The sequence below is a fragment of the Streptomyces sp. TN58 genome, assembly GCF_001941845.1.
Taxonomy (GTDB): domain Bacteria; phylum Actinomycetota; class Actinomycetes; order Streptomycetales; family Streptomycetaceae; genus Streptomyces.
In genome coordinates this window covers 704,253-728,037 of record NZ_CP018870.1, presented here as the reverse complement: position 1 = coordinate 728,037, position 23,785 = coordinate 704,253, and the positions used below count along the sequence as shown (strand labels likewise).

Below are 23,785 nucleotides of genomic sequence, written 5' to 3'. Positions count from 1 at the left end.
CGTGGAGGTACGGCGGGAGCAGCCGGGACAGCGCGAGCAGCGGGGACGGCGGGCACCTGCCGACCGCAGGCGCTTCCTGCTGTTCGCCGCTGTCCCGCTGCTGGCCGCCTGCGCGGGTACGGCGTACGCCGTATGGCCCGGACCGGCCCCGTCCGGGCCGCGGGTGCGGGTGCGGACCGATCCGGAACCGCTGAACGCGCGCTTCGGACCGTACGTGGGGACCCTCGTCGAGGCGCACTGGCTCGGCTACGACATCGACGAACCGTCCGGCGGCAGCCGCACGGTCCCGGGCCCCGACTCCAGGATCCGCCTGGTCGGCATCGCCCGCCTGGCGGCCGGCGGGGCCGCGGCCGTCACGGGCAGGGCGGAGTACGCGTTCACGTCCGGCGGCGCCGCGCCGTCCGCCCTGCCGGCGGAGCTGGAGCCGTACGCCCCGGCGGGCGCGGCCTGGCAGCACAGCCCGCGCTTCGACGCCCACGCCAACAAGGGACAGTCCGAGGGGAACCCGTCGGGCCGGTACCACTTCGACCCGGCCCGGGACCTGGTCCGCTTCGACCTCTTGTACCTCTACACCTGACGGGCGGAGGGCGGGCGTCGGATACCCACGGCCCCGTCGATCCGCTCGCGGAGCAGGCCGGCGTGGCGAACATGCCCACCGGAGCCGAACGGCCGGCGCGAAGGTCCTTCCGGATTCTTGCAACAGGTTCTAATCTGACCGCCGCCATCGCAGCGACCCGCTGTGGCCGCGAGATTCCCGGAGGGGCCCGTGCACCTCGAATACACGCCTGAGCAGCAGCAGTTGCGCACCGAGCTGCGCGCCTACTTCGCCGAGCTGGTCCCCGCGGACGTCTACGCCCGCTACGAGGACCCGGCGGCCCAGAAGCGGTTCTACCGCGAGACCCTCCGCAGGCTCGGCGCGGACGGCTGGCTCGGCGTCGGCTGGCCGAAGGAGTACGGGGGCCGCGGGATGACCCCGATGGACCAGTTCATCTTCTTCGACGAGGCCGCGCAGGCGGTCGTCCCGCTTCCCCTGATGGCGCTCAACACGGTAGGGCCGACCATCATGCAGTTCGGCACCGACGAGCAGAAGGCGTACTTCCTGCCCGGAATCCTCTCCGGGGAGATCGACTTCGCCATCGGCTACAGCGAGCCCGACGCGGGCACCGACCTCGCCGCACTCAAGTGCCGGGCGGTCCGCGAGGGCGACGAGGAGACCGGCACCTACGTGGTCAACGGGCAGAAGATCTGGACCACCAACGGCGACACCGCCGACTGGGTCTGGCTCGCCGTGCGCACCGACCCGGACGCCCCAGCGCACAAGGGCATCACCATGCTCCTCGTCCCGACCTCCGACCCCGGCTACTCCTGCACCCTCATCAACACCCTCGCCTCCCACGACACCACCGCCAGCTACTACGAGGACATCCGGGTTCCCGCCGCCCGCCGCGTCGGCCGGGAGAACCAGGGCTGGCGTCTGATCACCAACCAGCTCAACCACGAGCGCGTCACCCTGGCCGCGCACGGCACGATGGCGATCCGGGCCCTCCACGACGTCCAGCGCTGGGCCGCGTCCACCAAGCTCGCCGACGGCCGCCGGGTCGTCGACCTGTCCTGGGTCCGGGGCAGGCTCGCCCGCACCCACGCCCGCCTCGACGCGATGAAGCTCCTCAACTGGCAGATGGTGAAAGCGGTACAGGCCGGCACCCTGACCCCGCAGGACGCCTCCGCGGTCAAGGTGTACGGCTCCGAGGCCCGCCGCGACGCGTACGCCTGGCTGATGGAGGTCGTCGGCGCGGCCGGCCCGCTCAAGGACGGCTCCGCCGGCGCGGTCCTGCACGGCGAGCTCGAACGCGGCTACCGCAGCGCGGTCATCTTCACCTTCGGCGGCGGCAACAACGAGATCCAGCGCGAGATCATCTCGTGGATCGGCCTGGGCATGCCCCGCGTCCGCCGCTGAGAGGGCGGTTCCGTGACCTGGCGAACCCCTGTGGCCAGGGCATAGGGCGGTGTCTGACAAATTGCGCCGTCCGCCCGCAGGGCGGGGCGCGCGGCGTCCGGTGCGTGCGATCGCAAGGCGGAGGATCATCCTTGTACTGGCGTACGTGGATGACTCCGACAACGCAGCGAGTGTGCGTGCCGGGCGTCGAGCGCCAGGCGGGATTTGTCAGACACGGCCTAGGATCGGGCCATGGCGACACGACTCGTGCAGATCAACATGAAGGCCCACGACGACTCCGCGCTCGGCCGGTTCTGGGCGGAGGCGCTCGGCTGGGGTGTCGACAGCGAGGGGCCGGGCGTGACCAACCTCGAACCCGTGGGCTTCTCCTACCCGGACCCCGTGGCCGTCTGCATCGACATCATCGCCCGCCCGGAGCCCAAGACGGTGAAGAACCGGGTGCACCTGGACCTGGCCACCACCTCCACCGCCCATCAGGCGGAGCTGGTGGCGCGGTTGAAGGACCTCGGCGCGACGCTCGCCGACGTGGGGCAGGGCGACGTCCCCTGGACGGTCATGGCCGACCCCGAGGGCAACGAGTTCTGCGTCCTGGAGCCCCGCCCGGTCTACCGGGACACCGGGCCGGTCGCCGCGGTCGTGGTGGACTGTGCGGACCCGCGCGAGATGGCCCGGTTCTGGGGCCGGGCGACGGACTGGACGGTGCACGGGGTCACCGGCGACCAGGCGTCCCTGCGCTCCGCCCAGGGCGTCGGCCCGTACCTGGAGTTCGTCCGCACACCCGACACCAAGACCGTGTGGAACCGGGTCCACCTCGACGTCCGCCCCTACCCCGGGGCCGACCTCGCCGCGGAGGCTGCCCGACTGCGCGCCCTGGGCGCCACCGACCCCGGTATCGACCAGTCCGAGATCCACTGGACCATCCTGGCCGACCCGGAGGGCAACGAGTTCTGCCTGCTCACCCCCGCGTGATCGTCGTCGGTGTGGGCTTCGACCGGTCTCAGGGCGCTTCCCCGCCGCCGCCGTGGTTCAGTGCGCGAGAGGCGCGAGCGCGGCGGCGGGCGCGGTCCGGTAGGGGGCGAAGCCGCCGTTGTCCTTGCAGCCGAGCTGCTCCCAGGTCTTGTCGTTGGTGACCGGGTCGGTGCCCGTCAGCCGGTACTTGCACGCGCCCTTGATGAAGTTGCCCCGCACGCCGCCGGGGAAGTCGATCTCCTTGTTCCACAGGTACGGCGACTGGTAGTTGTTCACGCGGGCCGTCGCGTTGACGTCGATGCCGCCGGGCGCGTAGATCTCGTACACCCAGCCGGTCTGCTCCGCGCCGTAGGTCGCGAACCTCTTGGCCACCGACTGGTCGCAACTGGTGCTGAGGTGGGCGCTGAGCTGCCCGCCGCCCTTGACGATGTACTCGGCGAGGGGGATGAGCTGGTCACCGCGCGGGGTGAAGCCGGTCCGGAAGATCTCCTCGACGTTCTCCCTCGTGTCGCCGCGCCACAGGGTGTTGACGTCCTCGCGCCACTGCCAGCGCTCGTCGGAGGCGGTCGCGGCCACCGCGGGGGCGATGTGCTCGACGGTGGTGGTGCGCCACCAGTCAGCGGCCCGGTACTCGACGACCGGGCCGCAGGGCGCGGTGGTGTCGTCGTCGGCAGCCGCCGGCGCGGCCGTGGCGGTCGGGGTGACGACGACGGAGAGGAGGAAGGTGGCGGCAAGGACCCGCAGAGCGGCCTTCAGCATGATGTGGCGACCCATCAGTCGAGATGTGGGGGAGGGGGCACCCCCGTTTATAGAGGTGCCGCCCGACCGCCGGGCCGCGAGCCGCAGGGCGGACCACTCGTGCGGGGGGAACAGTCGTACTGGGAAAAGGATTCACCGGCGGGGGCCTGAGGCCGGGTGCGCGGATGGGCCGCCGGGCCGCCGCTCCGGGCCGCCGCTCCGGTCCGGCGTACAGGTCCGCCGGTTACGCCTCGGCAGCGGTCGCGGCGGGCTCGACGATGCGGCCGTCGCGCAGTTCCACGACCCGGTCGGCGAGTTCGATCAGATTGGGGTCGTGGGTGGCGACGAGGATGGTGACCGACTCGCTGCGCACCACCGCCCGCAGCAGCTCCATGATCGACCGGCCGGTCTCCGAGTCGAGCTGGCCCGTCGGCTCGTCGGCGATGATCAGGTCGGGGTCGTTGGCCAGGGCGCGGGCCACCGCCACGCGCTGCTGCTGGCCGCCGGACAGCTCGCCGGGGCGCTGCTCGGCGTGGTCGGCGAGGCCGACCATGGCGAGGAGGGTCCGGGCGCGCTCCTCGCGCTCCCGGGCGGGGACGCGGCGCAGCCGCATCGGTACGCCGACGTTCTCGGCGGCGGTGAGGACGGGTATCAGGCCGAACGACTGGAAGACGAAGCCGATGCGGTCGCGGCGCAGGGCGAGCAGGTCGGACTCGCCCAGTGTGGCCAGGTCGGTGCCGTCGACGACGATCCGGCCGCCGGTCGGGGTGTCGAGGCCGCCGACGAGGTTCAGCAGGGTGGTCTTGCCGGAGCCGGACCGGCCCCTGAGGGCGGTCAGTTCGCCCCGGCGGACCTCGAACGAGACGCCGCGCAGGGCGTGGACCGCCTGCGCCCCGCTGCCGAAGCTGTGGCGTACGTCGTCCACGACCACGATCGGTGTGCCGTCGGCCCGCCGCGCCGCCGTGGCCGTCGTGGTCGTCGTGGTCGTCGCGGTGGCCGTTTCGTCCTGGTGGTCCGTCATCGCCTGTGCCCCCCCGTTGGGTCGTCCGAGTGGAGCGTCCGGCTCCGTGTGTCGCGGCAGCCGGACGCTGCCGCTGCAGCTTTCTGATCGCATTTGCGCATCTGTCGCACCAATCACGCAAGCCCCTTCCGTACTCGGATCGAATCTGACAACATCGTCCGCTATCCGGTATTTGGGGTCCGGATGGGGGAGGAACTCACCACGTGCTCGGCTTCGTCGTGCGCCGGTTGCGCGGGCGTTGGCCGCTCGCCGTGGCCGTGCTGCTCACCGTACTCATCACCGCGACCGCTCTGACCGCCCTGACGGCGTTCACCCGTGGCGTCGGCGAGGAGGGGCTGCGGCGCGCCCTGACCGGCCCGGAACAGCCCCGGACCACCGTCGTCGTCACCAGCGGCCGTCCCGCCACCGACCGCGCCAAGGACGACGCCGCCGTCCGGGCCTACGCGGACCAGGTCTTCGGGCGGCTTCCCGTGACCGCCGAGAGCGTGGCCCGCAGCCGCTCGTACGGGCTCCCCGGCGCAGCCGCCTCGGGTCAGGACGCCGACCTGACCCTGCTGGCCGCCCTCGGCCGGGAACACGTACGGCTGACCGCCGGCCAGTGGCCCGGACCGGTCGCCGCCACCGCGACCACCCCGGCCGCCGCACCCGCCCCGGCCGCCGCACCCGCCCCCGGTACCGCTGCCGGCGCCCCGGCGCCGACCCAGGTCGCCGTGCCGCGCGCCGTGCTCTCCCGGCTCGGCCTCGCCGAGTCCGCACTGCCCGCAGAGGTCCGGCTCGACGACCGCTTCGGCGGACCCCCGCTGACCGTGCTGGTCACCGGCGTGTACCGGGCCGCCGACCCGGACGCCGGCTACTGGCGGCTCGACCCCCTCGGCGGGCGCGAAGTCCAGTCCAGCACCCTGGCCACCTACGGCCCGCTGCTCGTGGACGACACCGCCTTCACGACCGGCACGCTCCTGCAGAACTACCGCCTCACCCTCCTCACCCCGGACCTGCGCGGCATCCGCACCCCCGAGGCCGAAGCCGTCCGCGGCGCCGCCGCCCCCGCCGCGGCCGACCTCGAACGCACCACCTCGCTGAGGGCCGCCACCGACCTGCCGAAGGTCCTCGCCGAGCTGGACTCCGGCATGCGCGTCGCCCGCTCGACCCTGATGATGGGCGCCCTCCAGCTCGCCGTCCTCGCCACGGCCGCACTGCTCCTCGTCTCCCACATCGTGACGACCCGCCAGGAGCCGGAGCGCGTCCTGCTCACCGCGCGCGGCGCCTCGCGAAGGCGGCTCGGCGCCCTGAGCGCGGCCGAGTCCCTGCTGCTGGCCCTGCCCGCCGCCGTCCTGGCACCGCTGCTGACACCACCCCTACTGAGCCTGTTCAGCCGGTTCGGACCGCTCGAACGGGTCCACCTGGAGATCCCGGACACCTGGCTGGTCTGGCCCGTGGCGGCCGGCTGCGCCCTGGCCTGCGTCCTGCTGACGACGCTGCCCTCCGTCCTGCGCGGCGCCTCGGCCGCCGTCCTGCGCCGCGCGGGCAGCCGGCAGGCGGTGGTGGCCGGCGCCGCCCGCTCCGGCCTGGACCTGGCCGTCGTGGCCCTCGCCGTCCTCGGCTACCAGCAGCTGTCGCAGTACGCGGCCGCGGACTCACCGCCGCCCGCCACCGGCTCCGGCGGGCTCGGTGTGGACCCCGTCCTCGTCGCCGCCCCCGCCCTCGCCCTGTGCGGAGGCACCCTGCTCGTCCTGCGCCTGCTGCCCTTCGCGGCGCGCGCCGGGGGACGGCTCGCCGCACGCGGCCGGAGCCTGGCCCCCGCCCTGTTCGGCTGGCAGCTCGCCCGGCGCCCCGAACGCGCCACGGGGCCCGTACTGCTCCTCGTACTGGCCGTCTCCAGCGGCATCCTGGCCCTCGGCCAGGACGCCGCGTGGTCCGCGTCCCAGCGCGACCAGGCGGACTTCGCGACCGCCGGCGGCCTGCGGATCTCCGCGAGCAGCATGACCGCGATGGGCCAGGGCGGCCGCTACGGGGCACTGCCGGGCGGCGACCGCCTCAACCCCGTGGCGCGCCGGGAGCAGCAACTGCCCGGCGGGGTCGTCGCCGACGTCCTCGCACTGGACGCCGTGAAAGCGGGCGGCCAGGTACCGCTCCGCGCCGACCTGCGCGGCGGCCGGGACATGGGCGAACTGTTCGCCCCGCTCGCCGACGCCGGGGCCCGGGCCCCCGGAGTCGCCCTGCCCGGCTCCCCCCGCCGGATCGACCTGGACGTGACCGTACGGACCGCCGGTACGAGCTGGGCAGCCGTCAGCGTCCTGCTGCGCGACCGCTTCGGCGCCGTCCACGGCACGCAGTCCGCGACCCTGCCCGCCCAAGGCGACGCCACCCTCACCTTCCCCCTGGACACCCTGACCGGCGCCCCGGTCGGTTCGCCTGCGACGCCGCTGACCCTGGCCGGCATCCGCCTCTCCTACGCAGGGGACGGCGGCCCGCCGGGCGACGGCAGCGAGCTGGCCCTGCGCCGGATCGGCGTCTCCGACACCGTGGACGGCGCCGCCGCAGCCGTCCCCGTACCGGGAGCCGGCGCCGGCGGCCCAGCCGGCTGGCGGGCCTCGCCCTCACAGGAGAAGCGGATCCAGCGGGCCCCCGAGGCGTCCGCGGCCCCGGCCGGCTCCTCGGACCTGACCCGGCTGCGCTACTGGGGCGGGTTCGGTACCGACGCCGGTGCCACCACCGTGCTGTTCCCCGCACCCGACGGGCCGGCCCCGGCCGCGGTCCCGGCGGTCGCCACCACCCGCTACCTGAGCGGTGTGGGCGCCTCCGTCGGGGACACCGTCCCGGTCCCGATCGACGGAACGACCGTCTCCATGCGGATCACCGCCGCCGTGGACTCCCTCCCCGTCGCCGGACGCACGGCGATCGCCGCCGACCTGCGCGTCCTCGGCCGCTTCCTGGTGGAATCCGCCGGGCGGCAGCCTCCCGTACCCGCCGAGTGGTGGCTGCCCGCCGCCTCGGCCGCCGACCCGGTCCCGGCCCGCGCGGCCGCCGAACTGCGGGCGGGCGTCAGGACCGAGCGCGTCCAACTCCGTGAGGAGATCACCGACCGCCTGCTCGACGACCCGCTGAGCGCCGGCCCGCAGAGCGCGCTGGCCGCCCTCGCCGTCGCCTGCGCGGTCCTGGCCGCCATCGGCTTCGCGACCGCCACAGCCGCCGAACGAAGGGTGCGCGGACGGGAGTTCTCCGTCCTGCTCGCGCTCGGCACACCGCGCCGGACGCTGGCCCTGGCGGCAGCGGCCGAGGGCGGGGTCCTGATCGCCGTGGGCACCGCCGTCGGAGCGGGGCTCGGCGTCGCCCTCGTCCACCTGATGGCGCCCCTGGTCGTGCTCACCCCCTCGGCCGGCCGGCCGTTCCCGCCCGTACAGGTGGACATGTCGTCCTGGCAGATCCTGCTGACGGCCTCCGCCATCGCCGCCGTTCCCCTGCTGTCGGCCGTCTTCAGCGGCCCCCGGGGCCGCGACATCGCCGCCCGGCTGCGCCCCGTGGAGGAGATGTGACCACCCAGCCGCCGTCCACCCCGCCGCCGTCCGCCCCGCGCCCGTCCGCCCCGCGCCCGTCCGCCCCGCGCCCGTCCGCCGCCCCGAAGCCCGGGCCGCGGCCCGCGCCGTGGGTCCGGACCCGGCTGCGCGCGGCCCCGCTCGGCACCCTGCTCGCCGCAGCGCTGGCCTTCGTCGCCGTGCTGCTCGCCGCCGCCCTGCCCCGGGCCCAGGACCGGGGCGCCGACCAGGCCCTGCGGTCCTTCCTGCACAACAGCGGGCCGACCCGGGCCGCCCTCCAGGTGGCCGCGCCGGCACCGGCGACCGGACAGAGCGCCGAAGCCCTGGACCGGACGCTGAAGAGCCTCCTCGCTCATACCGGGAACACCTTCCACGCCGACGCCGACAAGGTCGTCCACGGCACGCGCACCACCAAACGCCAGCCGCTGGCCAATCCCGAACTGGCCCGACCGCACGGCCTCCCGCCCAAGATGTCCCTGCTGTACATCGAGCAGGCACAGGACCACGTGAAACTGGTGGAGGGCCGCTGGCCGGGGGACACCCCCCGGTCCGCCGGAGCCGCCTCCTACGACCCACCCCTCCAGGTCGCCCTGTCACGCAACGCCGCCGACACCATCGGCGCCGGCGTGGGCTCCGTCCTCGCAAGCGAGCCCCTGACCGAAGGCACCCCCTCCGTGGAGGTCGTCGGCCTCTACACGGTTTCCGACGAGGCCGACGACTTCTGGGTGAACCTGGACTGCCTCCCGCGCGCCTGCAAGACCTTCGTCGGCGAGAGCTACCTGTGGGAGGCCGACGCCTTCATCGGGGCCGGCGACCTCGACCGGATGGACCTGTGGGGCCACAACGCCGAGGACTTCTGGCGCATCCCGGTGGACGTCGACAGGCTGCGCGCCGACCGGCTGGACGCCACGAGGGAGGAGATCGCCTCGTACGTGGCCGGCCCCACCGCGGCCGCCATCGCCTTCGACACCCGGCGCGAGCGGATACAGACCACCTCGTGGCTGCCCGAACTGCTCGGGCAGGCCCACGACCGCCGACAGGCGGCGGCGCCCCTCGCGCTGATCGGACCCGCCGGGGTCGCAGGGGTCGCCTTCGTCGTCCTCTGCCTCGCCGGCGCACTCGCCGCTGACCGGCGGGACGCCGAACTGCGCCTGCTGCTGGCCCGCGGCGGCTCCCGCTCGGCCATCGTCGGCCGGCTCCTGCGCGAGGGCGCCGTCACGGTCCTCCCGGCCGCCGCGGCCGCCACCGCGCTCGCCCTGCTGCTACTGCCCACCCCCCGGCTCGCCCCCGCGCTGATCTCGGCCGCGACCGTCGCCCTGCTCGCGCTGCTGGCCTTCCCCGTACGGGCGGCCGTGCTGCTGACCCCGCCCCGCCCCGCCGGGCGCTGGCGGCGGCCCGTGGCCGAGCTGCTCGCCCTCGCCGCCACCGCGGCCGCCGTGCTGGAGGTCCGCCGCCGCGGGGTCGCCCCGGCCGGCGGCGACCCGGACCCGCTGCTCGTCGCCTCCCCGCTGCTCCTCGCGCTGTGCGGCGCGCTGCTGCTGGCGCGGGTCCAGCCGGTGGTGACGGGATGGTTCGCCCGGGCGGCGGGCCGCCGGTCCGGCCTGGTCGGCTTCCTCGGACTGGCCCGGGCCGCGCGCGGCAGCGGGGGCGGGGGCGCCGGCCGCTCCGGGCCCTCCGTCCTGCCGATGGTCGCCCTGCTCCTCGCCATCACCACCGGGGGGTTCGGCGCCGCCGTCCTGCAGTCCGTCGAATCCAACCGGCTCGGCGTCGCCCGGCTGGCCGTCGGGGGCGACGCGGCGATCTCCGCCCTCGGCAAGGCCGAGCTCCCGGACGGCCTCGCGAAGGCAGCGGGAGAACTCCCGGGCGTACGGACCTCCGTGCCGCTGTGGCTCGACCACGACTCCTCCGTCCGCGGCACCGCCCAGCGCGCCGGCCACGTCAACCTGATCGTCGTCGAGCCGCGCGCCTACGCGGAACTGTCCCGTGCCCTCGGCTGCGGCGCCTTCGACCCGGCCCTGCTCGCCACGGCCGGCGGGGAGCCCGCGGACACCCCGGTCCCCGCACTGTTCAGCTCCGGCCTGGCACGGCTCGGCGGCTCCGGACCCCTCACGCTGCAGCCCGCCAGCGGCGGCGAGCTGCAGGTCCGCGGCGCCGCCGTGGTCGACTGCACTCCGGCGGCCCCGGCCGCGGACGCCGCGACCGTCGTCCTGCCCACAGGCCGCGCGGCGGCCCTGATCGCGGGCGCCGACCGCCCGAACCGGTGGTTCGGCCTCGGCCCCGTCGACGAGGACCGGCTGCGCGCACTGGTCCGCGGCGCACTCCCGGCCGAGTCCGCCTCCCCGTCGGCCTCCGCGACGCCTAGCGCTCCGGCCTCCGCGTCCCCCTCGCCCGCGGTCCCCGCCGGGGCCGCGGCCCCGGCCGCGGGGGCGCAGCCGGCCGACGAGGTGTATCCCGTACGCACCAGCGCCGACGCGGTCGCCGAACTGGGCTCGGATCCACTGCAGAAGTCCGCGCAGCGCCTCTTCTGGGCCTCGGTGGCCGCAGCGGCCGGCTTCGCACTGCTGGCCGTGCTGCTGACGCTGATGCGGAGCGTCCCCGAACGCGCGGCGCTGCTGGCCCGGCTGCGCACGATGGGGCTCCGCCGCCGGCAGGGCGTCGCGCTGATCCTCGCCGAGACGCTGCCGCAGACCCTGGCGGCGGCGCTGGGCGGGGCCCTGGTGGCGGCCGCCGCGGTGGCGCTGCTGGGACCGGCGATGGACCTGTCCACCCTGGTCGGCGCGACCGTGCCGACCGGCGTACGGGTCACGGCCGGTCCCGTACTGACCCAGGCCCTGGGCCTGGCCGCCCTGGTCGCCGCGGCCGTGCTCGTCGAGGCGGCGACATCCGGGCGACGGCAGATCACCACCGAGTTGAGAGCGGGAGACCAGCGTTGAACAGCGACCAGCCGACGTACGAGGAGCTGCGCCGCCGGGCGACGGCCGCCGCGGAACCCCGCACCCGGGCGACGGACGCCGCCATCGCCTGCGACCGCCTGGTCCGCATCTTCAGCACCGACGGCATAGAGGTCCAGGCCCTCCAGGGTCTGGAGCTGACGGTCGAGCAAGGCGACCTGGTGGCCCTCGTGGGCGCCTCGGGCAGCGGCAAGTCCACCCTCCTGAACATCCTCGCGGGACTGGACGTCCCCACGGCGGGCAGCGCCGCGGTCGCGGGGTACGACCTGCTGGAACTGACGGCGCGGGACCGGCTGCGCTACCGGCGCGAAGCGGTCGGGTTCGTCTTCCAGCAGACCGCCCGCAACCTGCTGCCGTTCCTGACGGCCGCCCAGAACGTGGCCCTGCCGATGCAGTTGAAGGGCGGAGGCCCACGGCGCGGCGCGGCCACGCGCCGCTCGGCCCGGGTCGCGGAGATCCTGGACGCCCTCGGAATCGGCGACCTGGCGCACCGGCGCCCCGCGGAACTGTCCGGCGGTCAGCAGCAGCGCGTCGCGATCGCGGTGGCGATGGCCAACGACCCCCGGGTCCTGCTGGCCGACGAACCCACCGGTGAACTCGACTCCGAAACGGCCGCGGCCGTGTTCGAGGCCTTCCGTACGGTCAACAAGGAACTCGGCGTGACCGTGGTCATCGTGACACACGACCCCATGGTGGCGGGCGAGGTCCGCCGCACGGTGGCGATCCGCGACGGCCGCACCAGCAGCGAGGTGCTGCGCCGCCTGGTCACCGACGAGCACGGCGAGGAATCGATCAGCGAACGCGAGTACGTCGTCCTGGACCGCTCGGGACGCGTCCAGCTCCCCGTGAAGTTCCTGGAGGCCCTGGGCATGGAGCACCGGGTGGCGGTCGACCTGGCACAGGACCACATCGAACTGCGCCCCGACCGGGTCTGAGGGCGCCGGCCGGGCCGGCCCGGTGCGCACCGGCCCGGGCCAGGGCCCGCCCGGTGTGCGGCACGAGCACTCCCCTGGGCGTCAGCCCCTTGGCCCACCGCGGACTGACGCGTCGTCACCCGGCGTCCTACGCTGCAGTACGCGCACGACCCCGGCATGCCGGAGCGCGCCGCTGTCGCGACCCCACGCGCCGCCCGACAGCGCCGGTCCCGTCGGAGAGGTCGAGCCCGATGACGGGGCCCGCCCTCGAACCCCGACCGAAAGGTCCGCCGCCGATGACCCCCCGAACCCCGGGCGGGCCCCCGCCCGCCACGGCCCGACGCCGCCGCGCCCGCTGGACCCTCCCCCTGGCCGCCGCGCTGCTCCTCGGGCTGGCCGGACCGCCCTCGGCCGCCGCCCCGGCCCCCGTACCCGTCCCTGCGGGTGCCGAGACCGGGCGGATCACCGAGTACCCCCTTCCCGCACCCGGCAGCGCCCCCGGCGGCATCACCGCGGGACCGGACGGCAACCTCTGGTTCAGCGAGAACGGCACGAGGAAGATCGGCCGGATCACCCCTGCCGGGCAACTGACCGAGTTCCCGCTGCCCGGCGACACCGCCGACGCGCTCGGGATCACCGCGGGACCCGACGGCAACCTGTGGTTCACCGACGTCACCGGCCGGATCGGGCGGATCACCACGGCCGGCGCCGTCACCGAGTACGACCTGCCGGACCCCGGCGGGCGCCAGCCCTTCGCCATCACGACCGGTCCCGACGGCAACCTGTGGTTCACCGAGGACCCCGGCGACCGCATCGGGAGGATCACCACCGCGGGAGTCGTCACCGAGTACGCCCTGCCCCACCCGGACAGCGGCCCGGAGAGCATCGTGACCGGGCCCGACGGCGCGCTGTGGTTCACGGAGCTCTTCGGCAACCGGATCGGGAGGATCACCACCGCGGGAGTCGTCACCGAATACGACCTGCCGGCCGCGGACAGCGGCCCCGACGGAATCGCCACCGGCCCCGACGGCAACCTGTGGTTCACCGAGCAGATCGGAAACGCCATCGGCCGCATCACCCCCGAGGGCGAGTTCGCGCGCTATCCGCTGCCCGTGGCGGACAGCTTCCCGACCCGTATCACCGCGGGACCCGACGGCGGTATGTGGTTCACCGAGATCGCCGGCGACCGCATCGGACGCATCGAGGTCGGCGCCGGCCGGCCCAAGGCCGACCTGGCGGTGCGCCTGAGCGCGCCGGCCACCGTACGCGAAGGCGAGGAGTACACCTACACCGTCACAGTGACCGACAAGGGGCCCTTCGGCGCGGCGGACGCGGTGGTCACCCTGAACCTGCCGCGCGGCGCGCAGGTCACGGGCGCGGCCCCCGCCGCCGACCCCGGCTCCCACCGGGTGAGCCGGCGGATCGACGCCCTGGGGGCCGGACAGCTGCGGGTCTTCCACGTCACGGTCCGCGCCGCCCAGCGGCCCGTCGTCGTGGCGAGCGCCACCGTACGCGCCCGCACGCCCGACCCGCGGCGGGGCGACAACACCGACCGGGCCGTGACCCGGGTGTCCCGCCGCTGACGGCCCGCTGCGGCAGCGCGCGTCATTCCCGCACCGCAGGTGAATTTTGTTTCGGAGTCAAATATCCGGACAGACGCGTAACGGCTGGACTGCGAAAGGAACGACATGGGCGTCGGTGAGAAGGCGAAGGCCGAAATGGAACAGGTCGCCGGCAAGGCCGTGCGCAAGGCGGCCCATGCCATGGGCAAGGAAACCCTCGCCGCCAAGGGTGCGGCCCTTGAGGCCAGGGGCAAGGCGCGGAGTGCCAAGGAAAAGGGAAAGGACACGCTGCGCTGACCGGAATTTCCACGGGTATTTTGAAAGCGAGAAGGAAGCATGGGCATACTTGCTTGGATCCTGCTCGGTCTGCTCGCGGGCATCATCGCGAAGATGCTGATGCCCGGTAAGGACCCGGGTGGCATCATCGTCACCATACTGATCGGCATCGCCGGTGGTCTGCTCGGGGGATGGCTGGGCAAGGTGATCTTCGGCGTCGACTCCGTCGACGGCTTCTTCGAGCTCTCGACCTGGATCGCCGCCATCGTCGGCTCTCTCATCCTCCTGCTCCTCTTCCGCTTGTTCAGTCGCGCCTCGCGATAGGGGGGCGAAGGCCGGACAACCGCGGAACGGAACGGCGCCGCCCTCCCCGCGAGGGCGGCGCCGTTCTCGTCGGTCACGGCGGAAGGAGCGGCCCCAGCGGGCCGAGGTCGAGATTGAGGTCCTCCAGCGTGTAGCCGTGCTCCGCGCACAGCTCGGCCATCCGGTCGTGGAGCGCGAGGAGCGTCGCCCCCAGCTCCTCCTCCTGCGCGTCGGTCAGATCGCCCGCGTCGACGCGGCGCAGGGCCTGGCGCTCGATGAGCTGGCGCAGGAGCTCCACGAGGGTGAGGACGAGCTTGAGCAGGTCCTCGCCGACGGTGTCGGGGTCGGTGTGCAGCCGGCGCGCTGGCCGGGGCGGGCCGTCCCCGGGTGCGGTGGGCGGTGCCTGGAGCAGCCGGAAGGCGTCCGCCATGGTGTCGCCGACGGCGCGGAGGTCCGGAGCCGGCGGGCGCCGGCCGGGGCCCTCGGCCGGTACGTCGCCGCTCACGGCCGCTCACCGCCGCCGACCGAGGGCGCATCGGGGCCGCCGGCCACCGAGGTGACGAGGGCGCGCAGGGAGATCCGTACCAGGTCGATGTCCGCGATGGACAGGACGACGTCCCCGGTGATCACGACGCCGCCGGCCAGCAGCCGGTCGAGGAGGTCGACGAGGGCGACCTGCCGGCCCGGCAGTGACTCGTCTCGCGGGCCGATCGTCATGGCGCGCCACCGGAGGCCGCGCCGCCGGTACCTGAGCCCCCGGTCGGCGGGGGCGGCATGGCGAAGGAGTAGGGGGCCCAGGGGCCGGTGACCTCGACACGTACACCGGGCAGGCCCTCGCCCGCCCGCTCGACGGCCCTGCGAAAGGCCTCGGCCCGCTCCTCGGGTACGAGGTACGCGTCGTTGAGGACGTTCTCACCGTCTCCGCCCGCCTCACCGCGGGTCAGCGGGCCCGACTGGGCGGGGTGGCGCACCGCGTGGGTCGCATGCGGAGCCGCCGCCGCGGCGATGCGCTCCGCCGCCGCCGAGGCCTGCTGGTAGCGGTCCTCCCGGGCGTGGTGCTGGCGCTTGCGGGCCTGAAGGTAGGCCTTCCCCGGACTGCCGGCCGCGGGAGCGCGTACAACGGCCGCGGGCTCCGCACCGGGCGCGTCCGGCCCCGTGTCGCCGCCTGCGCCGGGGCGTACGTAGACCTTCACACCGTACTCGGCGTGGTGGGCCAGGAGGGCCAGGCGTTCGGCGAAAGCGGGCCGCTGCTCGCGCAGCGCCGCCAGCGCCCGCTCCTCGTCCTGGTACAGCGTCGCCATCCGCAGGGGCAGCACGGTCGCCCGGTCCCCGAGGGCCTGGATGACCCGGTGGTGGGCCCGGGCGGTGCTCTCCAGCCAGCCCAGGTCCTCGAAGTGCGCCCGAAGCGCCTCCTCCCGCCAGTCGCCCTGGGGCACCTGGCTGGTGACGAACGCGGGGGCCGCCGGATCGGCCTCGTCGAGGGGCGGCAGAAAGGACAGCGCGGCGCCGCCCACCCCCCGCAGGGAAGCCGCTGCCCGGGCGAGATCAGGCGTGGGCACGGCGACCGCGTACACGTAGGTGAGGGTCGCCTCCCAGGTCATGGCGCGGGCCTGTTCCGCTCGGCGGCGCTTCGAGCCGGCCGGTCCTCTTCCCGGGCGGTCTCGCCCTCCGCCTCGCCCGCGTACCGCGCACCGGGCTCCCCGGTGCCCAGCCGCTCGCGCCGCAGTGCCTCCACCTCGGCCCGCAGGCGGCGGTTCTCCTCGGCCAGCGGACTGCCGCTGTGCCGGGAGGAGAGCGACGGGTCGTACTCCCACCAGTCGATGCCCATCTCCTTGGCCTTGTCCACCGAGGCGATCAGGATCCGCAGCTTGATGGTCAGCAGCTCGATGTCGAGAAGGTTGATGCGGATGTCGCCGGCGATGACGATGCCCTTGTCCAGCACGCGTTCGAGGATGTCGGCCAGGCTGGCGGAAGAAGAACCGGGGGGATAGGACATCGGCGTCGCGCGGGACGGCAAGGGGCCCAGCCGGTTGGCGAGCGGGTCAGTCACGGTCCCCGACCTCCCAGGTCACGGCAGGCCCTGCTGCCGGTATCTCGTGATCTCGTCCAGCCGGTCCAGGAGTTCGTCCTCCATGGCCTCGAAGGTGTCGGCATCGATCTCGCCCCGCTGGAGCCTGCCCTCCAGATCGGCGAGGGCCGCCCAGACGGGTGCCGGGTCGTAGTACTCCTCGTTCGCCTTGTCGGCGACGCGCTGCGCCACCCACACCACGCCCCGCACAGGCGCCAGCGGCGAGGTCAGCAGTCCGGTCAGCAGCCCCATGTCTCCTCCTCCTGAGCGCCCTAGACGAAGCTGTACGGCGGCAGCGGCCCACCGATACGGAACTCGACGCCGTCGACCTGCTCGGCGAGCCCCGCCGCCGCGTCAAGGAACTCGTCCTTCCGGTCGCCGTGGACCAGGAGCGAGAGGTTGAGCACGTCGCCGTCGACCGGGGCCCGGACGGCGTGGTCGCGGGCGAACCCGACCAGCGCCTGGACGAGGCCGGAAGCCAGCGCCTCCTGTCGTCCGCGCACCTCCGTGGCGACGAGTTCTCCCAGCTGGAGGGGCAGCCGCGGGTCGGTGTCGCCCTCCCGGATCCGGTCGTTGAGCTTCCGTGCGTCGGGGAACTCCGCCAGGATCTCGCGCAGCAGCGCCTCCTCGTCCTGGGAGGCTTTGATGTTGTACTCGGCGCAGCCGTCGACCCGCTCCAGGGAATCGAGGTAGAGGTCCGCGCGCTGCAGCAGCGCTTCCCGTACGGTCTGCTCGTCGGCGGCGATGTACCCGAACTGCAGGGGCAGGACCGCGCCGTCCGCCATCAGGCTCGTCTGGACCTCCTGGTGGGCGGTCAGGTCCCGGCGCTTGGGCCGGACCTCCTCGTCCACGTCGCTGACGACCGCGCACAGCTGGTCAGCGGTGACGCTTCGCAGCGCCCCGGGCTGCGCGCCGACGCCGGTCAGGCCCTCCAGGCGGCAAGGGTGCCCGGCCCCTGTGATCGCATACACGTACAGAGCCATCGCCTGACCCCCTACTCCCTCTCACGGCGCACCGGGCGGCGTGCGGGCCGACGGCGCCGCGGGGCCTCTTCCTCCTCGGCTTCCTCCTCCGGCTCCTCCTTCTCGGAGGCTCCGGACTTGCCGGTCAGGGACTGCGTCACCGCGTCCACCGCCCCGCCGAGCGCGCCCTTGGACTTGCCGTGCGCGCCGCTCTCGACCATGTCGCCGACGACGTCCGTCAGCTGCGCCGGCGCCTTGCGTCCGGCTTCCAGGTCGAGCCGGTTGCACGCCTCGGCGAAGCGCAAGTAGGTGTCGACGCTGGCCACGACGATCCGCGCGTCGATCTTCAGGATCTCGATCCCGACCAGGGAGACCCGGACGAACACGTCGATGACCAGCCCACGGTCGAGGATCAGTTCCAGGACGTCGTAGAGGCTCGTGCCGCCGCCCCCGCCTCTGCTGATGCTGCTGCCACCCTGCGGCATGACGGTCATGGCCGCTTCCCTTCACCGGTGCCGGCGGACCCCTCACGTCGGCCGATCGATCATTCCCCTGCTGTACCGCCGCGTCCTCTCGTAGGAGACCAGCTCCCCTTCCTCGTCGATCGTGACCTTGTAGCTGGCCAGGACACTGGTCGTGTCGGGGATGCGTTCCAGCTCCACGACCTCGACCTGGGCCTCCCAGCCGCCCTCGGTGGGTTTCAGGGCCGACACCGACTCGGGCGGGCGCCCGAGCAGCTCCGACAGCTGCTGGGCCGCCAGGCGCATCGCGGCCGCCGCCCCGGGGGTGCCGCGGCGCGCGTCCGTCTTCCGGGGCGGGGCCTTGCGGGCCGGCCCGGTCGTACGGGCGTCGTCGCGTTCACCGTCGTCCGCCGGCGAGCGCCGACGGCGCGCGGGCTCTGCTGGGGCCATAAACCCACTCTCCTCGCGAACTGCCGCCTCTAGGGCTGCCCGCTCATATGAAGATCAAACACATCAGATCGCGGCAAACCCATATTTCCGTGGCATACCAGGCATATCTGACACCAGCGGGGCAGCCACTTAGTAACCGAGCGATCAGCGCGCCCCGTCACCCCGGCGTGCACCCGCGGCAGCGACAGCGGCGGCACGTGGAGTGCGTAGGCGGAGGCCCCGGGCGCACCTGGTGAAGGGAAAGGGCTCATGGACGACACGACCAAGATCGCCCTGGGAGCCGCCATCGTCGGCGGCTACGTGCTGGGGCGGGCGAAAAAGGGTCGTATGGCCCTCAGCCTGGCGACGTTCGTCGCCGGCCGCCGCCTCGGCCTGGAACCGAAGGAACTTGCGGCGCAAGGCCTGAAGAAGCTGGGCGAGATGCCACAGGTCGCCGAGCTCAGTGAGCAAATCAGGGGCGAGGCCCTGGACGCCGGCCGCAAGGCGCTGACGGCCGCTGCCAACCGTCAGCTGTCCCAGCTCGCCGACTCGCTGCACCAGCGGACGCTCGCCGTCGGCAGGGGGGACGACGAGGACGCCGACGAGGAGGAGTACGAGGACGCCTACGAGGACGAGGACGAGGGCGAGGGCGAAGGCGAGGAGGGCTACGACGAGGAGCCCTACCAGGACGCCGAAGGCGACGAGGAGCAGGAACCGGAAGGGGAGTACGAGGAAGAGGACGAGGAGGCCGAGCAGGACGACGAGGCGTCTGAGGAGGAGGCGGAAGAGGAGGAGCCGGAAGAGGAGGAGCCCGCTCCCCGCCGGCGGTCGGCCCGCCGCCGCGCGGCGTCCGCCCGTGAGCCGGAGGACGAGGACGAGCCTGAAGAAGAGGGTGAAGAGGGCGAAGAGGGCGAGGAAGAGCCCGAGGCCCGCCGGCGTCCCTCCCGCCGCCGCCCGGCGTCCGGCCGTACGGCCGAGGCGGGACGGCGCAGCGCACCCGCCGGCAAGCGCGCAGCCGGGAAGTCGTCCGCTCCGGCGAAGAAGTCGACTCCCGCCCGGAAGTCCGCCCCGGCGAAGAAGCCGGCTCCGGCCAAGAAGGCCGCGCCCGCCAAGAAGCCGGCTCCAGCCAAGAAGGCCGCGCCCGCCGGGAAGCCGGCTCCGGCCAAGAAGGCGGCTTCCGCGAAGAAGTCCGCCCCGGCCAAGAAGGCAACGGCCAAGAAGTCCGCGGGCGGACGCTCGGCACCCAGGGCACCGGCAAAGAAGGCGGCGGCGAAGAAGCCGGCGAGCAGGCCCGCCGCGAAGAAGGCCCCCGCGAGGAAGACCACGGCGAAGAAGACCCCCGGCCGCCAGGCCGCGTCCAAGAGTGCCGCCAAGACCACCGCGGCGAAGAAGACGTCCGGCCGCAAGCCGACGGCGCGGAGGTGAACCATGGCCACCACACAGCAGGGCTCCAAGGACGGACAGTCCGGTTTCGACAAGCTGCTCGGAGAACTCGGTGCCTACGTCTCCGCCCAGGCCGAGGACCTGGCGGACAAGGCCGTGGACAAGGTCGGAGACCTCACCGACCGCCTCTCCGACGTCGCGGAGAACGGAGGCTCCCTCGCCGGCATCGGCGGCAAGATCCTCCAGGGCGACTCACCGGTGAAAGCCGTGCTCGGGCAGACGGTGAGCGGGCTGAAGGACAAGGTCGGTGAAACGGCCGGCAGCCTGTTCGGAGGCAAGAGCAAGGGCAAGGGGCGCAAGGGCGGCACCAAGGCCATGCACATCATGGAGACCATGGACGTGGGACTGCCGCTGCGCACCGTCTACGACCACTGGACCCAGTACGAGAACTTCAGCAGCTTCGCCAAAGGTGTGCGCAGCGTCTCGCAGAACGACGACACGACCACGGACTGGAAGGTCAAGGTCGGACCGTCCACCCGCAGTTGGAAGGCCACGATCCAGGAACAGGTGCCGGACGACAGGATCGTCTGGTCCTCGGAGGGCGCCAAGGGAACCACGCGCGGCTGCGTGAGCTTCCACGAGCTGGCCCCGTCGCTCACCCGGATCGTCCTCGTCGTCGAGTACTACCCCGCCGGCTTCTTCGAGAAGACCGGGAACATCTGGCGGGCCCAGGGCCGGCGCATGCGGCTCGACCTGAAGAACTTCAACCGCTTCGTCACCCTCTCCAACGAGGAGCCGGAGGGCTGGCGCGGAGAGATCCAGGACGGCGAGGTCGTCGTCACGCACGAAGAGGCCATGGAAGAGGAGGAGGCGGCGTCCGAGGAGGAGCCGGAAGAGGGCGGGGAGGGCCAGGAGGGCGCCGACGAGGACTCCGAGGACGACGAGGGCGAGGGGGAAGCCGACCGGGACGAGGACGGCTACGCCGACGACGAGGAGTACGAGGACGAGGAGGACGAGGAAGGGGCGGGTGACGAGCCCGACGACGGCGGCGAGGAGTACGACGACGAAGCCGACTACGAGGACGACGCAGACGACGAGGGCGAGGAGGAGGAACCGGAGGAGGAAGCACCGCCCCGGCGGTCCCGGCGGCGCTGAGAGCGGCGCATCCGGACCGGTGAGAGGCCGGCGGCTCGGCCGTCGGCCTCTCGTCCTGTGCCTGCCGCGCGTTCGTCAGTGCTTGAGGGCGTCCTTCGCCTTCTGCGCGGCCTGCTTCGCATCACCCGCCGCCTGCTCGGCACGCCCCTTCATCTCCAGGCTCTCGTTGCCGACGGCCTTGCCGGTGACCTCCTTCGTCTTTCCCTTGACGGACTTGCCGATGTTCTTGGCCTTCTTCCCTGCGGCCATCCTCGACACCTCCAGAACCTGCCTTCGAAGACGGGGTCGCATCCCGCCACTCAGCGGGTGCCCGTTCCGGCAGCGCGCACACCTCTACCGGCCCCGCCCGATCCGCCCGATCCGCCCGATCCGCCCGATCCGGACGGTCCGGCACCCGTCAGGGCCGAGGCGCCGGAACGAGACGCAGGAGCGTGTGCAGGACGGCGTCGATGGTGTCCCGACCCGGATCGGCGCTCACGTCGGTGAGCAGCCGGGCCAGGGTCCGTACGAGTACCGGCGAGGCCATGACGCGAGGGTGCAGGAGCGCCCGGAAGCCGTAGCGGGAGAAGACGAGGTCACTGGCGAGGTTGCCCAGCCGGTAATAGCGTCCCCATCGGCGGTGGATCTCCGCGGGGTACTGGTGCAGTGCGTGCTCGCGCCTCGGCCCGGCCGGCCGGGCCAAGGCCAGTGCGCAGGTCTCCGCCGCCACCTCCGCGGCCTCCATGGCCTGGCCGATGCCCTCGCCGCTCCACGGGCTGACCATGCCCGCGCTGTCGCCGACCAGCAGCAGACCGCGGCGGTACTGCGGCCGCCGGTTCATCCCCATCGGCAGGGGCGAGCTGCGCAGCGGCGACGCCGCGTTGTCCTCGCGTACGCCCCAGCCCGAGGGGAGGCGGGGGAGCCAGTGCTCCATGGCGGCTCGAAGGTCCACAGGCCGGCTGCGCCGCTGCGGCAGGGCGCCGAGGCCGACGTTGACGCGTCCGTCACCGAGGGGGAACACCCAGCCGTAGCCGGGGAGGTCCAGCCCCGTCTGCGGACAGCGCAGATCGGCCCAGAGTTCGAGGTACGGGTCATGGGTGCGGGCTTCGCTGCGGTAGTAGCGGCGGGCCGCCGCGGCGACCGGGCGGCCCGCGTCGCGCGCGAGGCCCAGGGCGACCGCGATCCGCGCGGACGCGCCGTCGGCGGCGACGACCAGCGGCGCCCGGTAGGTGACGGGCTGCTTCTCCGGGCCGCGAATGGCCGCCACCCCGGTGATGCGCCCGGACCGGTCGGTGAGGGGGCCCGTCACCTTCACATGGGTCCGCAGTCGGGCACCGGCCGCCCGGGCATGGGCGGCGAGGAGATCGTCGAAGTCGTGGCGGCTGCGGGTCAGACCGAAATCGGGGAGGCTGCCCAGCAGCGGCCAGTCCAGCTCGACCTGGTTTCCCTCACACACCCACCGCATGCCCCTGTTGCGCATCCAGCCCGCAGCGTTGACGTCGACGCCGAGGCGTACGAGCTGGTGAACGGCCCGCGGTGTCAGGCCGTCGCCGCACACCTTCTCCCGGGGGAAGCCGCTCTTCTCCAGCAGCAGCACCTCCAGGCCCGCCCGGGCCAGGTGGACCGCCGCGGCGGAACCGGCCGGTCCGGCCCCCACCACGATGACGTGCGCCTCTTCGCCCTCCCCGCCTCCCGGCTCCGGAGAACGGGTGGCAGGGGCGCCGTCGCCGCCGTCGTCGTGTTCGGTGCTCACCCCACCACTATGCCGCCCGGCCCCTGCTCCGGGGGGCGGCTCGCCGATCGGACCGGGACGCCGCCCACGAGTGCACCGTGCCGTCCCGTCGGGCCCGTCACACGGCCGCGAGACCGGGAAGCAGGACACGCAGCATGCGGCGCAGTGCCTTGCGCGCACCCCATACCGCGAGGCGCAGACTCCACACCGTCAGCCGCCGGCCGATCCGCAGGAGGACGGCGCGGGGCCGCAGACGGGCGAGCGCCCGACGGCGCCGCCGCTTGCGTCCGTACCGCCCGGGTATGACCTTCACGCCAGGCACCTGCCCGCTCCGGGGCGGGGGACACCCGGGGGTACCGGACACCCCCTAGGCTGGAGGCGCCGGGCGCCTGCTACGGGAGGTACGGGATGGGGAACACCGCGACCGGACCGGAGCCCCGGCCCGGAAGGGGGCAGGGGCAGGACCACGGACCCGGGCCCGCTGCTGCCACGCCGCCAGGCCCCGACCCGGGCCTCTACGGCCCCGCGTCCGTCACCTGGCAGTGCCACGGCGACCCGATGATGTGGATCGCCGGGGTCCGCGCCCTCTACCTCCAGGCCCTCCACCCGCGCGCCGTCCGCGGGGTCATGGAGAATTCCGACTTCCGGCGCGACGCGTGGGGCCGGCTGATGCGCACCGCCGACTTCGTCGGCACCCTCACCTACGGCACCACCGAGGCCGCGGAGCGCGCCGGCGGCCGGGTCCGCGCCATCCACCGCAGGCTCTCCGCCACCGACCCGGCCACCGGCCGTACCTTCCCCGTGGACGACCCCGCGCTGCTGCTGTGGATCCACTGCGCGCAGATCGACAGCTTCCTGCACGTCCTGCGCCGCTCGGGCGTCGTCCTCACCGCCGCCCAGGCCGACCGATACGTCGACGAGAACCGCGTCAACGCCCGCCTCGTCGGCCTCGACCCGGCCGGAGTCCCCGCCACCACCGCCCAGCTCGCCGCCTACTTCGACACCGTCCGCCCCGAGCTCGCCGCCGGGCCCGACGCCCTCGCCGTGGACGACTTCCTGCGCGGCCCGCCCGTCCATCCCCTCCTGGTGCCTGGCCGAAACCTGCTGTGGCGCCCGCTCGCCGGCCTCGCGTACGGCTCCCTCCCCGGATGGGCGCACCAGCTGTACGGCCGGCCCGCTCCCTCCCCCCTCAGCGTCACCCGGCGCCTGCGCCTCACCGGACGCGTGCTGCGCAGCATTCCCGCAGGTCTGCGGTGGCAGCTGCCGCCAGGTCACATCTTGAAAGCGATGCGCCGCATGGGCCCCGCGAGCCGCCCCTCCCCGTACACACTGCGTACATCAGCGGCCATACTGGACCGGCCGGGGAGGGCGTAGCGCGACGACGGGGGCGAT

The 23,785-nt window shown here is 73.8% G+C and carries 25 protein-coding genes; 12 read left to right on the top strand and 13 right to left on the bottom strand.

Annotated elements, in window-relative coordinates:
* The first annotated feature begins 1 nt into the window (after nucleotide 1).
* The 3 genes from BSL84_RS03435 (at nucleotide 2) to BSL84_RS03425 (ending at nucleotide 2,926) form a co-directional block, all read left to right on the top strand.
* Nucleotides 2–577, top strand: a complete 576-nt coding sequence (locus BSL84_RS03435) for a hypothetical protein (RefSeq protein WP_075969767.1) — start codon at nucleotides 2–4, stop codon at nucleotides 575–577.
* A 189-nt stretch (nucleotides 578–766) separates the two neighbouring features.
* Nucleotides 767–1,957, top strand: a complete 1,191-nt coding sequence (locus BSL84_RS03430; protein WP_075969766.1) for an acyl-CoA dehydrogenase family protein — start codon at nucleotides 767–769, stop codon at nucleotides 1,955–1,957.
* Nucleotides 1,958–2,188: 231 nt separating this feature from the next.
* Nucleotides 2,189–2,926 carry a VOC family protein gene (locus BSL84_RS03425; RefSeq protein ID WP_075969765.1) on the top strand — a complete coding sequence of 246 codons (738 nt, stop codon included), beginning with the start codon at nucleotides 2,189–2,191 and terminating at the stop codon, nucleotides 2,924–2,926.
* Nucleotides 2,927–2,983: 57 nt separating this feature from the next.
* Here BSL84_RS03425 and BSL84_RS03420 read toward each other — a convergent pair whose 3' ends face one another.
* Both BSL84_RS03420 and BSL84_RS03415 read right to left on the bottom strand, forming a co-directional pair.
* The gene (locus tag BSL84_RS03420) at nucleotides 2,984–3,700 is read right to left on the bottom strand and encodes a scabin-related ADP-ribosyltransferase (protein WP_030029012.1); all 717 of its coding nucleotides are present in this window, start codon (nucleotides 3,698–3,700) and stop codon (nucleotides 2,984–2,986) included.
* A gap of 208 nt (nucleotides 3,701–3,908) precedes the next feature.
* Nucleotides 3,909–4,685, bottom strand: coding sequence for an ABC transporter ATP-binding protein (locus tag BSL84_RS03415; protein ID WP_075969764.1), 777 nt, complete (start codon nucleotides 4,683–4,685; stop codon nucleotides 3,909–3,911).
* Nucleotides 4,686–4,888: 203 nt separating this feature from the next.
* Between BSL84_RS03415 and BSL84_RS03410 the strand changes: the two genes are divergently transcribed.
* The 6 genes from BSL84_RS03410 to BSL84_RS03390 all read left to right on the top strand — a co-directional run bounded on the left by BSL84_RS03410 (nucleotide 4,889) and on the right by BSL84_RS03390 (nucleotide 14,245).
* Complete coding sequence (locus tag BSL84_RS03410; protein ID WP_075969763.1) at nucleotides 4,889–8,218, top strand: ABC transporter permease; 3,330 nt, start codon at nucleotides 4,889–4,891, stop codon at nucleotides 8,216–8,218.
* Nucleotides 8,215–11,151, top strand: coding sequence for a hypothetical protein (locus tag BSL84_RS35970; RefSeq protein ID WP_075969762.1), 2,937 nt, complete (start codon nucleotides 8,215–8,217; stop codon nucleotides 11,149–11,151). The genes BSL84_RS03410 and BSL84_RS35970 overlap by 4 nt, the downstream gene beginning before the upstream one ends.
* A complete protein-coding gene (locus BSL84_RS03400) occupies nucleotides 11,148–12,104 on the top strand; it encodes an ABC transporter ATP-binding protein (protein ID WP_030032850.1) in 957 nt (318 codons plus the stop codon). The genes BSL84_RS35970 and BSL84_RS03400 overlap by 4 nt, the downstream gene beginning before the upstream one ends.
* Before the next feature lie 275 nt (nucleotides 12,105–12,379).
* On the top strand, nucleotides 12,380–13,666 hold the full coding sequence (locus tag BSL84_RS03395; RefSeq protein WP_075969761.1) for a DUF11 domain-containing protein: 1,287 nt from the start codon (nucleotides 12,380–12,382) through the stop codon (nucleotides 13,664–13,666).
* 105 nt (nucleotides 13,667–13,771) lie between these two features.
* Nucleotides 13,772–13,942 (top strand): hypothetical protein, encoded by a 171-nt coding sequence (locus tag BSL84_RS36400; protein ID WP_199816239.1) that lies wholly within the window; start codon nucleotides 13,772–13,774, stop codon nucleotides 13,940–13,942.
* 39 nt (nucleotides 13,943–13,981) lie between these two features.
* The gene (locus BSL84_RS03390) at nucleotides 13,982–14,245 is read left to right on the top strand and encodes a GlsB/YeaQ/YmgE family stress response membrane protein (protein ID WP_030029905.1); all 264 of its coding nucleotides are present in this window, start codon (nucleotides 13,982–13,984) and stop codon (nucleotides 14,243–14,245) included.
* A gap of 73 nt (nucleotides 14,246–14,318) precedes the next feature.
* Here the strand turns inward: BSL84_RS03390 and BSL84_RS03385 are convergent, their stop codons facing one another.
* From BSL84_RS03385 to gvpO, 8 genes are all read right to left on the bottom strand, one after another.
* On the bottom strand, nucleotides 14,319–14,654 hold the full coding sequence (locus tag BSL84_RS03385) for a gas vesicle protein K (protein ID WP_078849104.1): 336 nt from the start codon (nucleotides 14,652–14,654) through the stop codon (nucleotides 14,319–14,321).
* A 71-nt stretch (nucleotides 14,655–14,725) separates the two neighbouring features.
* Entirely contained in the window at nucleotides 14,726–14,941 is a 216-nt protein-coding gene (locus BSL84_RS03380; protein ID WP_030029908.1) for a gas vesicle protein, read from the bottom strand.
* A complete protein-coding gene (locus BSL84_RS03375) occupies nucleotides 14,938–15,825 on the bottom strand; it encodes a GvpL/GvpF family gas vesicle protein (RefSeq protein WP_045322900.1) in 888 nt (295 codons plus the stop codon). Before BSL84_RS03375 ends, BSL84_RS03380 begins: the two co-directional genes overlap by 4 nt.
* Nucleotides 15,822–16,274 carry a gas vesicle protein gene (locus BSL84_RS03370; RefSeq protein WP_045322901.1) on the bottom strand — a complete coding sequence of 151 codons (453 nt, stop codon included), beginning with the start codon at nucleotides 16,272–16,274 and terminating at the stop codon, nucleotides 15,822–15,824. Before BSL84_RS03370 ends, BSL84_RS03375 begins: the two co-directional genes overlap by 4 nt.
* 18 nt (nucleotides 16,275–16,292) lie before the next feature.
* Complete coding sequence (locus tag BSL84_RS03365) at nucleotides 16,293–16,544, bottom strand: gas vesicle protein GvpG (RefSeq protein WP_030029914.1); 252 nt, start codon at nucleotides 16,542–16,544, stop codon at nucleotides 16,293–16,295.
* A gap of 20 nt (nucleotides 16,545–16,564) precedes the next feature.
* The gene (locus BSL84_RS03360; protein WP_030029915.1) at nucleotides 16,565–17,275 is read right to left on the bottom strand and encodes a GvpL/GvpF family gas vesicle protein; all 711 of its coding nucleotides are present in this window, start codon (nucleotides 17,273–17,275) and stop codon (nucleotides 16,565–16,567) included.
* A gap of 11 nt (nucleotides 17,276–17,286) precedes the next feature.
* Nucleotides 17,287–17,748 (bottom strand): gas vesicle structural protein GvpA, encoded by a 462-nt coding sequence (locus tag BSL84_RS03355; RefSeq protein WP_030029917.1) that lies wholly within the window; start codon nucleotides 17,746–17,748, stop codon nucleotides 17,287–17,289.
* A gap of 33 nt (nucleotides 17,749–17,781) precedes the next feature.
* Entirely contained in the window at nucleotides 17,782–18,165 is a 384-nt protein-coding gene (gene gvpO / locus BSL84_RS03350; RefSeq protein WP_075969760.1) for a gas vesicle protein, read from the bottom strand.
* A gap of 249 nt (nucleotides 18,166–18,414) precedes the next feature.
* On the opposite strand from gvpO, the gene BSL84_RS03345 reads away from it, so the two are divergent.
* Both BSL84_RS03345 and BSL84_RS03340 read left to right on the top strand, forming a co-directional pair.
* Nucleotides 18,415–19,569, top strand: coding sequence for a hypothetical protein (locus tag BSL84_RS03345; RefSeq protein ID WP_075969759.1), 1,155 nt, complete (start codon nucleotides 18,415–18,417; stop codon nucleotides 19,567–19,569).
* Between the two features lie 3 nt (nucleotides 19,570–19,572).
* Nucleotides 19,573–20,682, top strand: a complete 1,110-nt coding sequence (locus BSL84_RS03340) for an SRPBCC family protein (protein WP_075969758.1) — start codon at nucleotides 19,573–19,575, stop codon at nucleotides 20,680–20,682.
* A 75-nt stretch (nucleotides 20,683–20,757) separates the two neighbouring features.
* Here the strand turns inward: BSL84_RS03340 and BSL84_RS03335 are convergent, their stop codons facing one another.
* The 3 genes from BSL84_RS03335 to BSL84_RS03325 all read right to left on the bottom strand — a co-directional run bounded on the left by BSL84_RS03335 (nucleotide 20,758) and on the right by BSL84_RS03325 (nucleotide 22,706).
* Nucleotides 20,758–20,931 carry a CsbD family protein gene (locus BSL84_RS03335; protein ID WP_030031066.1) on the bottom strand — a complete coding sequence of 58 codons (174 nt, stop codon included), beginning with the start codon at nucleotides 20,929–20,931 and terminating at the stop codon, nucleotides 20,758–20,760.
* A 148-nt stretch (nucleotides 20,932–21,079) separates the two neighbouring features.
* On the bottom strand, nucleotides 21,080–22,414 hold the full coding sequence (locus tag BSL84_RS03330) for a geranylgeranyl reductase family protein (RefSeq protein ID WP_078849102.1): 1,335 nt from the start codon (nucleotides 22,412–22,414) through the stop codon (nucleotides 21,080–21,082).
* Between the two features lie 97 nt (nucleotides 22,415–22,511).
* The gene (locus BSL84_RS03325) at nucleotides 22,512–22,706 is read right to left on the bottom strand and encodes a hypothetical protein (protein ID WP_045322904.1); all 195 of its coding nucleotides are present in this window, start codon (nucleotides 22,704–22,706) and stop codon (nucleotides 22,512–22,514) included.
* A 95-nt stretch (nucleotides 22,707–22,801) separates the two neighbouring features.
* Between BSL84_RS03325 and BSL84_RS03320 the strand changes: the two genes are divergently transcribed.
* The gene (locus BSL84_RS03320; RefSeq protein ID WP_079273102.1) at nucleotides 22,802–23,767 is read left to right on the top strand and encodes an oxygenase MpaB family protein; all 966 of its coding nucleotides are present in this window, start codon (nucleotides 22,802–22,804) and stop codon (nucleotides 23,765–23,767) included.
* Nucleotides 23,768–23,785: the final 18 nt, after the last annotated feature.